12 protein-coding genes and 1 riboswitch are annotated in these 12,275 nt (G+C 48.8%); of the genes, 7 read left to right on the forward strand and 5 right to left on the reverse strand.

From position 1 onward, the window contains the following. Positions 1–104: 104 nt before the first annotated feature. From MKY22_RS13430 to MKY22_RS13440, 3 genes are all read right to left on the reverse strand, one after another. On the reverse strand, positions 105–2,147 hold the full coding sequence (locus MKY22_RS13430; protein ID WP_341089177.1) for a bifunctional diguanylate cyclase/phosphodiesterase: 2,043 nt from the start codon (positions 2,145–2,147) through the stop codon (positions 105–107). Between the two features lie 180 nt (positions 2,148–2,327). Next, on the reverse strand, positions 2,328–3,065 hold the full coding sequence (locus MKY22_RS13435; protein ID WP_341089179.1) for an anti-sigma factor: 738 nt from the start codon (positions 3,063–3,065) through the stop codon (positions 2,328–2,330). Then, entirely contained in the window at positions 3,046–3,609 is a 564-nt protein-coding gene (locus MKY22_RS13440) for an RNA polymerase sigma factor (protein ID WP_223040817.1), read from the reverse strand. Before MKY22_RS13440 ends, MKY22_RS13435 begins: the two co-directional genes overlap by 20 nt. Positions 3,610–3,835: 226 nt before the next feature. On the opposite strand from MKY22_RS13440, the gene MKY22_RS13445 reads away from it, so the two are divergent. The 3 genes from MKY22_RS13445 (at position 3,836) to MKY22_RS13455 (ending at position 5,938) form a co-directional block, all read left to right on the forward strand. Next, positions 3,836–4,099, forward strand: coding sequence for a metal-sensitive transcriptional regulator (locus MKY22_RS13445; protein ID WP_214852345.1), 264 nt, complete (start codon positions 3,836–3,838; stop codon positions 4,097–4,099). 177 nt (positions 4,100–4,276) lie between these two features. Further along, positions 4,277–5,083, forward strand: coding sequence for an SMP-30/gluconolactonase/LRE family protein (locus MKY22_RS13450; RefSeq protein WP_056063188.1), 807 nt, complete (start codon positions 4,277–4,279; stop codon positions 5,081–5,083). 126 nt (positions 5,084–5,209) lie between these two features. Beyond that, positions 5,210–5,938 (forward strand): MBL fold metallo-hydrolase, encoded by a 729-nt coding sequence (locus MKY22_RS13455; RefSeq protein WP_214852343.1) that lies wholly within the window; start codon positions 5,210–5,212, stop codon positions 5,936–5,938. A 61-nt stretch (positions 5,939–5,999) separates the two neighbouring features. Here the strand turns inward: MKY22_RS13455 and MKY22_RS13460 are convergent, their stop codons facing one another. Then, the gene (locus tag MKY22_RS13460) at positions 6,000–7,610 is read right to left on the reverse strand and encodes an alpha-glucosidase (protein ID WP_341089186.1); all 1,611 of its coding nucleotides are present in this window, start codon (positions 7,608–7,610) and stop codon (positions 6,000–6,002) included. Between the two features lie 148 nt (positions 7,611–7,758). Here MKY22_RS13460 and MKY22_RS13465 point away from each other — a divergent pair, with 148 nt between their 5' ends. The 4 genes from MKY22_RS13465 to MKY22_RS13480 all read left to right on the forward strand — a co-directional run bounded on the left by MKY22_RS13465 (position 7,759) and on the right by MKY22_RS13480 (position 11,710). Then, positions 7,759–8,946 carry an aminotransferase class I/II-fold pyridoxal phosphate-dependent enzyme gene (locus MKY22_RS13465; RefSeq protein ID WP_312067706.1) on the forward strand — a complete coding sequence of 396 codons (1,188 nt, stop codon included), beginning with the start codon at positions 7,759–7,761 and terminating at the stop codon, positions 8,944–8,946. A 62-nt stretch (positions 8,947–9,008) separates the two neighbouring features. Then, a riboswitch (SAM riboswitch) is annotated at positions 9,009–9,114 on the forward strand. An 84-nt stretch (positions 9,115–9,198) separates the two neighbouring features. After that, positions 9,199–10,212, forward strand: coding sequence for a methionine ABC transporter ATP-binding protein (locus MKY22_RS13470; RefSeq protein WP_341089191.1), 1,014 nt, complete (start codon positions 9,199–9,201; stop codon positions 10,210–10,212). Next, complete coding sequence (locus MKY22_RS13475; RefSeq protein WP_035410311.1) at positions 10,202–10,867, forward strand: methionine ABC transporter permease; 666 nt, start codon at positions 10,202–10,204, stop codon at positions 10,865–10,867. Before MKY22_RS13470 ends, MKY22_RS13475 begins: the two co-directional genes overlap by 11 nt. Positions 10,868–10,894: 27 nt before the next feature. After that, positions 10,895–11,710, forward strand: coding sequence for a MetQ/NlpA family ABC transporter substrate-binding protein (locus tag MKY22_RS13480; RefSeq protein WP_341089195.1), 816 nt, complete (start codon positions 10,895–10,897; stop codon positions 11,708–11,710). 55 nt (positions 11,711–11,765) lie between these two features. Here the strand turns inward: MKY22_RS13480 and MKY22_RS13485 are convergent, their stop codons facing one another. Next, complete coding sequence (locus tag MKY22_RS13485) at positions 11,766–12,263, reverse strand: GNAT family N-acetyltransferase (RefSeq protein ID WP_341089197.1); 498 nt, start codon at positions 12,261–12,263, stop codon at positions 11,766–11,768. Between the last annotated feature and the right edge of the window lie 12 nt (positions 12,264–12,275).

Below are 12,275 nucleotides of genomic sequence, written 5' to 3' on the forward strand. Positions count from 1 at the left end.
ACAAGCTGGTGAGAAAATCCAGCGCTTTGCGTCCCCCCAGACGTCGCATGCATCATCCTCGCATGCTTATCTAGTATACGAACGAAAGTCGTGTTTGGATTGCTTTATCCGACATTTAGAACGGTCTCTTCAATCATCCGCTGATTCAGATCCTTCACATGCATCGGCTTACTGTAATAATAACCTTGTCCATAATCACAACCGAGACGTTTCAGGAAAAGATGCTGTTCGAGTGTCTCGACGCCTTCCGCGACGACTTCGATCCCGAGACTCTTCGCAAGCTGGATGATCATTTCCGTGATTGCCGTTCCGCGTTCGTCATGCGGGACTTCATCAATGAACGATTTATCGATCTTCAGGATATCAATCGGGAGATGCTTCAGGTGTGTCAATGATGATAGACCCGTTCCGAAATCATCAAGTGCGATCGTCAGACTGAGTTGTTTCAGTTCACCGAGCATCATCATTGCCCGGTCGAGGTTCTCCATGACGGATGTTTCCGTGATTTCAAGCTGTAGCTGTAGTTCGCTCCCATTCTTCAATGAATGGTGGACGATTTCCTTAATCATTAAGTTGTGTGACTCGGACCGGAAATGCATCGCCGATAAGTTCACCGAGACTTGGCGAATGAAATAATCTTCCTTCTTCCAAATCTCCATCTGGGCGACGGTCTCTTTGAGTACCCACTTAGTTAAACGGTGAATCAAACTGTATTTTTCTGCAAGCGGGATGAACTCCGCCGGTGAGATGAATCCAAACTTCGGATGATTCCAGCGGATCAAGACTTCCGCTTGATCAACTTTTCCCGTCGCAAGGGCGATCTTCGGTTGATAGACGAGGGTGAACTCCTTGAAATCCGTCATCGCCCGGCGTAAGGATCCGACAATCAATTGCTCTCTACGATCCGAGTGTAGTGAGTCATCATACACGATGAAGCGATCACGCCCCTCATTTTTGCCAGCCCGAAGCGCACTCTCCATCTGACCGATCCGCATCTCAAGTGATTCCTTCGCATTCGGGAGGATGACGCCCATCGTTGCTGTCAAATGAACCGGTTGATCTTCGAGATCAATCGGAAGACGTACATCGTCTAAAATTTGTTCGAAGACATCCGTCATGTCTTCTTGTGAGACACGTTTGATGAGGAAGAACTGCGTCCCGTTATAACGAATACACGCTTCATCTTCCTTCAACGTCTGTAACATCCGTTCTGCGAATTGGCGGATGACCGCATCTCCCTTATCGAATCCGAATGTGTCATTGACCCATTTGTATCCATCAAGATCAAGTAACGCCATCGCCATCTCCTGCTTAGCACGACCATACTGGGCATCGACTCTTGTCATGTGATGATCGAGCCATCGTCGGTTGTGTAATCCCGTCAGATGATCGGTATACGCCATCATCTGCAGTGCACGACGTTCGAGGTGAATGTAGAGACCTGCAATCAACACGAGAATCAAGAAGACCGGTATCGCGACTTCGTTCAAGATGTTCGACGTGATTGGAGCATCACCGATAAGTCCGGCATCTGAGGCTGGAATACAGAACGATGTGCCGAGCATTCCGACATAATGCATCGAAGAGATGGCAAACCCCATCACGACTGCGATGGGAATCAAGATTCGTTTCTTAGCGACATGTCTCAAGCGATGAAGCAGTAGCAAGGCGATATAGGCGACAGTGACTGCAATCAGGACGGATAAAAAAAATAAACTCTTCTCATACCGAACGGCTCCACCGAACTCCATCGCCATCATGCCAAGGTAATGCATCGTAGCGATTCCGCACCCCATCAGGGATCCTGCTAAAATGACCTTCTTTCGCGTAATCGTCGACGAGTACAACAAATGAAAGGCAATGAAAGCAGCCAAAATAGCGGGAATGACGGATAAGAACATTAAAAACCAATCATAGCGAACCGTGACGGACAGAGAGAATGCCCCCATCCCGACGAAATGCATTCCCCAGATCGATAACCCCATCGTCAACGACGAGAGGAACAAGGCACGCTTCTTTAAGGAAGTCGCTTTCGCTAGACGACGATTTAACTCCAGTGAACCATATGAGCCGAGGATGGCAACGAGCACCGATAACACGACCAATGTCACTTCGTAGTGTTTCGTTAAGATGATCCATTCATTCATTGTATGAGGTCTCTCCTTATGAAATGTCATTCTCCTAACTATCGTCTGCTCTGACTCTTTTTTTCAGTGAAATTTAGAAATTCGTTTGATTTCTTATCATTCCATCACTTTTTTACCTAATCCACTCGACATCTTACACAAAAACGGATCCGCTCGAGACGGATCCGTTAAACATCATTTTTAGAGTGCTACCGATGCGACGATTTCACCCGTCGGTTTTTCTAAATCCGGTTCGGGTTCGACCGTGATGGCGACGGCATCAACTTTTCCGTCTCCTTTAAGCGGGAAGACAGCTGCTGCCTCTCCATCTTTTTCGATGACACCGTTCGCAGTAGGTGTCTCTCCTTCGAGCGTCCACAATTGATAGAGCTGACCTTTTTGAAGCGGTGGTAAATCTTTCAGTTGAACGAGCATATACGATTTATCGTTTTGCGTGAAAATCATGCTCGATCCTTTAATGGACTCGGTACTTTCAAAGTTCCCCATCCCTTTGATCTCATCCATGGCTAACGTCTCTGGTGTATCTGTGCTCTCTTCCTGTGACAGGAAGTAGGCATTCGCACCAAGCGAGAGAATCAAGGCGGCGGCGATACTCATCAACCAACCGAGTGGCACACTCTTCTTCTTCGTTTGTTGCTGACGTGCTTGTTTAATGTCTACCGGAGTAGTCATCGGCGCTTCCTTCGGAGACGCTGCCTCTGCTGAACCAAGGACTTCTCCAAGAATTCGTGCTTTCATACCTGCAGGAACGGGTCGCTCCGGAAGCGATTCAGCGATGGGAAGCATGAGTTCTTCCATTTCTAAAAGCGCTTCACGACATTCTTCGCACGTCGCAAGATGCGCTGCGAACGCGTCGCGATCTGCTGCGGATAATGTTCCATTGAAATAATCGATTAAGTCATGACAACGTTCTTCCATCTCGTTCCCTCCCATCCATTCGTTTTCGTAATGCTTGAATCGCGCTCCTGATTCGCGTCTTGACCGTTCCAAGAGGTAAATCGAGTCGCTCTGAAATCTGTTGCTGCGTCATACCCTGGAAGTAAACGAGTTCAATCAGCTCTTGCTGCTCTGGCTTCAGTTCACTGACTGCGTCGCGCACTTCAGCAGCCGTTTCCCGCTGCATGACCGTCCGCTCGACCGGCTCGTCGTATCCACCATCCCGCTCTTCGACTTCGATCGTCGGTTGTCGTTTTTCACGACGGAGACAATCGAGTGCCGCGTTACGTGTAATCGTTAAAATCCACGATGAAAACTTTCCTTTTTGTGTATCAAAATCAACACGACCGTTCCAAATCTTCATCCATACTTCCTGTATGACTTCTTCGGACAACCGGTCATTATTCGTAAAGCGATGGGCGAATGAAAACAATAACCTCTCGTACTTATCGTATAATGTCTCGAGAGCTTGCTCGTCACCGCTACGCATCAGATGATAAAGCGATTCATCGGATTGAGTGTGCATCCTTCTCCTCCTTCTGACGTCAGCCCTATCATATAGTATACGCAAGCTGACACCAAATCGTTTTCGATTTCACCCATTTTCTAAGTAAAAAACTTCACCACATCCATATTCCCTCATTCTATGAAAAGTATAGCTTAAAATTCTGCTGAATTGACAGCGATACCGTAATGGGCATAGCATAAAGATACTACATGACGTCAGGTCAACGGGAATCGGAGGAATAAAGATGGATTATGATCGGAAGATGAAAAACCGTGTTAGTCGGATTGAAGGACAGCTACGAGGTATTTTACGGATGATGGAAGAAGGGCAAGATTGCCGCGATGTCATCACCCAGCTCTCCGCTGCCCGTTCTGCGATTGACCGGACGATCGGCGTCGTCGTTAGCTCGAATTTGATCGATTGTGTCAAGGAAGCAGAACAAAATGGCGATGGACAAACAGAAGAACTCGTGAAGGAAGCGGTCAACCTATTGGTGAAAAGCCGCTGACGTCACGTTCATACCGATAGTCTGCTTTGGAAGCAGGCTATTTTTTAACGTTTCTTTTCTCAAAGTCGTTGCGAGTGTACACCTTGACTTAGGTTTGATTGCGTATCAAAACAGGTATACTAAATTGTTATTACTTGGACAGCATGTAGAGCCGTCCGCTTAGGAGGAAGAGTACTCATGACCGTTTCCCTATTCATTGATATCACCTGCAAGACAGGTGAATCCCCTGTTTACGACGCAAAAACAAAACGCTTTTATTTCGTCGATATTCCGAATCAACTGCTCTTTTCATATGATCTTGTTACAGAAGCACTTAAACCATATACGTTGCCAAGCGCTATTACATCGATTGCCTTGACGGACGCTCCGGACTTATTGCGTGTCACATCAGCACATGGCTTTGGCACGTTCGATCTCAAGGAAGGACATCTGTCTCTCGAACATCAATTGTCATTACCGGATTCTGATCGGATGAACGATGGCAAGCTCGATCCGACCGGACAATATGTCGCTGGTAGCATTAATGAAGAAGACGGTAAAACAGCTGGGCTGTTCCGCCTGCGTCATGACGGTTCCATCGATGTTTTACACGAAGACTTGACGAACTCCAATGGACTCGTCTGGTCAGAAGATGGCAAGACGCTCTATCATATCGATACACCAACGAAAAAAGTCTATGCCTTCGACTACGCTCCCGATGCCCCACTTTCGAATAAACGCGTCGCCGTTGATCTCGAAGAGGAAGAAGGATTCCCGGATGGTATGACGAAGGATGCTGAAGGTCATGCTTGGATCGCACATTACGCCGGATCATGTATTACACGTTGGAATCTCACGACGGGCGAAAAACTGGATCATGTCGACTTCCCTGTCTCGAATCCGACATGTCCGATTTTTTACGAAGATCGCTTACTCGTCACAACAGCTGCCAACGGAGATGATGCACCACATGCCGGTGCTGTCTTCGCGGTGACATTTGAATAATTAGCAAGGGAGGGATCATCTAGTAATAGATGGTGCCTCTTTTTACACATAATCCGTCTAGACGCCTATTCAAAAACAGACGATACTAAAGAAGAAGTCTATTTACTTTTTGAAGGAGTGAAGCCGATGCGTGTCACGATCATCGAACGTTTACACCAATTGCAGACGACCCCATCCTTTTTCCCGGTCAATTGCTACCTGTTTGAAGAAGCAGACAGTTTGACATTGATTGACGCCGGACTCGGAATCAACGCAAAGGCGCTTTATCACTATATTCGAAAGCAAGAAAAACCGCTCGGCGCAATTATCCTGACACACGCACATGCCGATCATGTCGGCTCGCTCGATTTCCTTGCGAATGCCTTTCCTCTCGCTCAAGTCTGCATCAGTTACCGTGATGCCGCATTGCTCAGTGGGGACGAGACGCTACGCGAAGGCGAAACGACCCCTTTAAAAGGCGGTATTCCGAAAAACATCAAAACACGTCCAGATCGATTGCTCGAAAGTGGTCAACAAGTCGGTAGCCTCAGCGTCATCGCTTCGCCAGGTCATACACCTGGTTCGATTTCTCTTTGGCATGAAGGTAGTCGGATGCTGATCGCCGGAGATGCCTTTCAGACACAAGGGGGACTCGCTGTCTCCGGTGACGTCCGTTGGCAATTTCCGTTCCCAGCACTTGCGACATGGGATCCGGACGTTGCTCTTCGCTCCGCTGATCAATTAACGGAACTGTCTCCGGATATTCTTGCCGTCGGACATGGTCCCCTCATCCTTGGACCAAGTTACGAGATGCGCCAAGCCGTCGATCGATTCACGCACGTCTTACAGACGAAAAAATCGTCACCTTTCAAATAACACACGAAAAAACATCCGTACGCGTTCCTGACACGTCGCGGATGTTTTTTCGTCCAGTAGTTCAATTCTGTTCTGTAACAGCATATCGATATACACGTGCTTCATAAGGACGTAGTTCATCCGAGACATCTGGATAGTTCGACACAAGCAACTTATCTTGCGATAAAACGAAGGCAGTTTGCATCGGTTCGTCATGCACGTTGAGAACGATCCGCCACACTTCTCCCTCTAGTTCCCGCTCATAGATGTAGAGATACGGATCATGAAGAGCTAAGTCGCGATACGTACCATAGACCATGATTGGATGATCCTTTCGCATCTGAATCAATGCTCGGTAAAAGGCAAGGACGGATGATGGATCGGCTTCTGCTTGCGCGACATTGATGTCCGTGTAATTCGGATTGACCGCTAACCACGGTTTCCCACTCGTAAAGCCTGCCGCGTGCGTACCGTCCCACTGCATCGGCGTGCGGGAGTTATCGCGTGCGAGTAACTGCATTGACGAGAGTACGACCTCCGGATCCTCGCCGCCAGCGACGCGCTCCGCGTATCGATTTTGAAAGGCGACGTCTTGATAGAGCGACGGATCCGAGAAGCGAATCCCCGTCATCCCAATCTCTTCTCCTTGATACACGTATGGAATGCCAGGTAATGTATGCAACATCAAACCGAGTAGTTTCGCACTCTCGACTCGGTATCGTTCACTGCCGAAGCGGGTCACTTGTCGCGTATGATCGTGGTTGTTGAGAAACTGTGAATTGACACCTAATGGGTATAAGACGTCATACCATCGTTTCTGAATTTCCTTGAATCGTAAAAGGTCCATCGCCTCCATGTCGTCCGCGATTTCGAAGTGAAACAGCGTTCGAAGTTCTTCACGTTCTTCACTGACATATAACAGACCGTCTTCTGGACCGACGAACGGAATCTCACCAACTGTAAACAAGTCTTTCCCGGCAAGGACGTTCGCATGCATTTCCTGAAGGAAGTCGTGCACACCTGGTTGATTCCCGAGATACGATAGATTAAACGGATTGACGACATCCTCAAGCGAACGTTTTTTGATCAAGTTGATGACGTCCATCCGGAAACCGTCAATCCCTTGAGCGATCCACCAGTTCATCATGTCGTAGATCGCTTGCCGGACAGCCGGTTGTTCCCAGTTTAAGTCCGGTTGTTCTTTCGCAAAGGAATGGAAATAATATTGTTCGCGCTCTTCACTCCACGTCCACGGGTTCGGCGCAAAGTAAGACCGCCAATTGTTCGGGGGCGTCTCTTTCGTTCCATCTTTCCAGATGTACCAATCATCCTTGTCGTGGATTCGGTCCCGCGACTGACGGAACCAGTCATGCTGGTCACTCGTATGATTGACGACCAAATCAAGAATTATCTTTAAGCCGCGTCCGTGAGCCGCTGTGATCAACTCTTGTAGATCGCCCATCGTCCCCGCCTTGTCCATGATCGTGTAATAATCGGCAATATCATAGCCATTATCGATGTCTGGAGAACGGTAACATGGATTTAACCAGACGATATCGACACCAAGCGATGCGATGTAATCTAGCTTGTCGATGACACCTCGCAAATCACCGATGCCGTCCCCATTCGAATCCTTAAAACTGCGCCAATAGACTTGATAGACGACTGCTTCTTTCCAGCTAGCTCGCTTCATCTCCTCACTCCTCTCCCTACTCTCTATTCCCGCTCCACATATCTGTACCTGTTTATTGGACGATTTTTTTGAATTTCAAAAAAGTTCTTTTCTTTTGACTGAATATTCGTTATCCTTGACGACAATACTACGAAGGAGGCACACATCCATGAAACATTTCGCTCCATCCATCGCCATCGATCGGCTTCCTGCTCCCGTTTTCGCTGAACTTGCGAACCGGATCGGTGCTGTGAAAGCTGCCGGACATGATGTCATTACCCTTGGTCAAGGAACACCCGATCAAACGACGCCCGTACATATTCTCGACGCCTTGAAACAGGCGATCGATGAGCCAACAAACCTTCAATATCCACCATTTCGTGGACATGATTTTCTAAAGCAAGCCGTCGCGAGCTTTTATGCGAACGAATTCGGCGTCACGATCGATCCGGCAACCGAGGTCGCAATTCTTCTCGGTAGTAAAGCCGGAATCGTCGCCTTACCACAAACGATCGTCAATCCTGGAGAAGGTGTCATCGTCCCGGATCCGGGGTACCCGGATTACCTGTCTGGAGCAGCACTTGCTGGTGCTTACCCGATTACACTTCCATTGCTTGAGAAAAATAACTTCCTGCCGGATTACGATTTACTTGATACGACAGATGTCGAGCGCGCCCGGATGTTGTTCCTCAATTACCCGAGTAATCCGACAGGTGCGACAGCGACAGCAGAAGCCTTCGAACAGACCGTTGCCTTCGCGGATGCCCATGATATTTGTGTCGTCCATGATTTAGCCTACGGCGGCATCAGCTTTGATGGTCCCACACGAAGCTTCTTGCAGACGGAAGGGGCGAAGGAGGTCGGAATCGAGTTGTTCTCACTCTCGAAACGCTTCAACATGTCTGGCTTCCGAATCGCTTTCGCGATCGGAAATCCGTCCGTCATCTCAAGCATCGAGACGTATCAGGAACATCTCTACGTCAGTGCCTTCACACCGATCCAACATGCAGCGACCGTTGCCCTGACGAGTGACCAGACATGTGTCCGTGAGTTAAGTAGCTTATACGAAACACGACGTAATGCCTTGTTCGCTAAACTCGATGCAATCGGTTGGAGCGGACCACGACCGGGCGGTTCCTTCTTCGTCTGGCTTCCGGTGCCTGAAGGATACACGTCCCAAAGCTTCACCGATCACCTGCTTGACGAAGCACACGTCGCTGTAACCCCTGGATCCTTCTTCGGCGAATACGGTGAAGGCTACGTACGGATCAGCTTGATTGCTGACGTCGAACGTCTAGAAGAAGCCGTCGATCGAATCGGAACGCTCAACCTGTTCCGGACACCTGTTGCGGAATAATTCTGAAAAAACATTTGACAGATGGGAATCATTTCCGTTAAAGTAAATCCCAACAGCATAACTACTTATCGAGAGCGACCGAGGGATTAGGCCCAACGACGTCCGGCAACCACCTGTAAGGAACGGTGCCACATCCTACAGAATGATTTTCATTCTGAGAGATAAGTTACGAAATCTTACACTTTCGTCGCTTTTTTCTGGTTGCTCTGCTACTAGGAAAAAGCGACTTTTTTTGTATGAGGAGATGAGCGGATGATTGAATTCAAACACATTACAAAACGGTTCGTTCGAGACCGGACCCCGATTTTTGCATTACGGGATGTCGATTTGACGATCCAAAAAGGAGAAATCTTTGGGATCATCGGTGAATCCGGTGCCGGTAAAAGTACGTTGCTTCGCCTAATCAATGGGCTTGAGCATCCGACACAGGGAACCGTCAAGGTCGACGGTGTCTCGCTCGGCGGGATGTCAAAAGCAGATTTGCGTCAACTTCGCTTGCGGACAGGAATGATCTTTCAGCATTTCCAATTGATTCAGTCGCGCAACGTCGCGGATAACATCGCTTTTGCGCTCAAGGCCGCTGGCGTCAAACGAGCAGATTTCCCGGAGCGAATTCGCGAACTCATCTCGCTCGTCGGACTTGAAGGATTTGAGACGAACTTCCCGAGTCAGTTGAGCGGCGGACAGAAACAGCGCGTCGGGATTGCCCGGGCACTCGCGAATGATCCAACCGTCTTGTTATGTGACGAAGCGACCTCTGCCCTTGATCCGGTCACGACGCTGCAGATTTTAGATTTGTTGAAAGATTTGAATGAACGACTCGGATTGACGATCGTCCTCATCACGCATGAGATCGATGTCGTCAAACAGATTTGCCATCGTGTCGCGGTCATGTCTCAAGGGGAAGTCGTCGAAGTTGCCTCTACATACGATTTGTTCAGTCAAGCCAAACATCCGGTGACACAACATTACGTCGACACGGCACTCCAGATCGAGCTACCGGAACGCATCTTGCAAGCGACACCGGGAAAGATCATCCGCCTACAGTTCACGGGCGAGAAGACCGGTGAAAGTACGTTGTCGGAAGCCATCCGTCGATACGATATCTCGGTCAGCATCCTGCACGGAAAAGTCGATTACATCCAAGACGTCGCTTTTGGTGTCCTAATCGTCAGCTTGACGGGATCCTCCGATCAAATCGCACCTGCCCTCGACTGGCTCGCGACGGAACTTCATACACTCGAGGTGATTCAGGATGTGGCTTGATCGTATTCAAACGATGTTACCTGAGCTCTTGAAGGCGCTCGGTGAGACGGCGTGGATGGTCGGAATTTCACTTGCCTTCGCATTGGTCGTCGGGATTCCGCTCGGGATTCTCTTGTTCGTCACCGACCGCGGTTTATTCTTTCAAAACATTGCCATCCGACGTGTCCTTGACTTCGTCGTCAACATCGTCCGGTCCTTGCCGTTCATCATCTTGCTTGTTGCCCTCATTCCATTAACGAAATTTTTGCTTGATAATACGATTGGTCCGACAGCAGCATCCGTCAGCCTCAGTGTCGCAGCGATTCCGTTTCTCGCACGACTCGTCGAAACATCACTGCGTGAGATTCCACCTGGTTTGATCGAAGCAGCGGAAGCGTGCGGTGCGAAACCATTACGGATCATCGTCAGTATCCTTTTACCAGAAGCACTCCCTGGCATCATTCAGGGCATCACGCTAACGACGATCAGTTTGATCGGCTTCTCGGCAATGGCTGGGATCGTCGGCGGCGGAGGTGTCGGTGACCTCGCGATCCGTTTCGGTTACTATCGCTACGATAATCTCATCATGATCGTGACGATCGTCGTCCTCATCGTCATCGTCCAAAGCATTCAAGCACTTGGGAATCAACTGGCGCGAAAAACAGATAAACGCTAATCATACATACAAAGGGAGAGTGGAATCATGAAAAAACGATACGCCTTTTTAGCAACAGCCTTACTCGGTGCAGGAGTCCTCGCAGGATGTGGAGACAGCAGCGCTGATGAAAAAGACAAGACGATCAAGATCGGGGCGACAAGCGGTCCTTATAGCGATATGGTCAAACAAGCGATTCAACCACAACTTGAAAAGCAAGGCTACAAAGTCGAAATCGTCGAGTTCAGTGATTATATCCAACCGAACATCGCGCTCGGTAGCGGCAATATCGACGCTAACTTATTCCAACACTCGATTTACCTGAAGACATTCTCTAAAGAAAAAAATCTCGACCTAAAAGGACTCATCACCGTTCCGACGGCACCGATGGGACTATATAGTAAGACGGCGAAGACACTTGACGACGTCAAGACGGGTGCTGAAGTCGCGACGCCGAATGATCCGACGAACCAAGCGCGGGCGTTGAACTTACTTGCGGAACAAGGCTGGATTGAACTGAAGCCAGATGTTGATCCACTGACTGTTTCAGAGAAAGATATCGTTAAGAATCCGAAGAAACTCGTCATTAAACCACTCGAGGCGGCTCAACTACCACGCGCCGTCGAAAGCGTCGATATCTCAGCCGTTCCAGGGAACTTCGCTTTGGCTGCGAAATTCGATTTACTCGATGCGTTAGCGCTCGAGACAATGGACGAGAAGTACCGGAACCTCGTCGCTGTCCAAACGAAAGATGCGGACTCACAAGTCGCAAAAGATTTGAAGGCAGCTGTCGAATCGGATGCGTTCAACACAGTCATCGAAAAATCATTCAAAGGCTTCAGCAAGCCTGAATGGGCAAACTGATAAAAAACAACCGGATTCCAAAGAGACAATCTCTTTGAAATCCGGTTGTTTTGTGTTAGAACCGATACCACATCAGCTCTTCATCATGATAGGTATCATCGACTTTCAGCGCCCGTGGTTCGATCGCGTATGATTCAAAACCAAGTGATCGATACAACGCTTTAGCAGCTTCATTCGTCCGGACGACCGAGAGATGGACTTGCTCAATCACAGGATGCTGCTTTAATGTACATAATGCCTCTTCTACGAGTTGTCGTCCGACCTGTTGTTTTCGGGCGCTTGGCGTGACGTACATCGCAAACAAATTCGCTCGATGTCGCATTTTGACCGGCCCCAGGCAGACGATAGTGACGACACCGACGAGTTCATTTTCATGAAACGCACCAAACGTCATCGACTGTTCGCTTTCAAGACGAGTTGCGTACCGTTCGATGGGTCGATCTTTTTCTGCTTCATAATCAGAGCCGAATGCCTCAGGATGGTTTCGTAAGGCTTCTAACCGCAGTGCTTTGTAACGAGTTGCATCATCAACCGTCAATTGACGTATTTTCAACTGCTCCACCCC

Origin of the sequence: Exiguobacterium sp. FSL W8-0210 (assembly GCF_038006045.1) — a bacterium.
GTDB lineage: Bacteria > Bacillota > Bacilli > Exiguobacteriales > Exiguobacteriaceae > Exiguobacterium_A.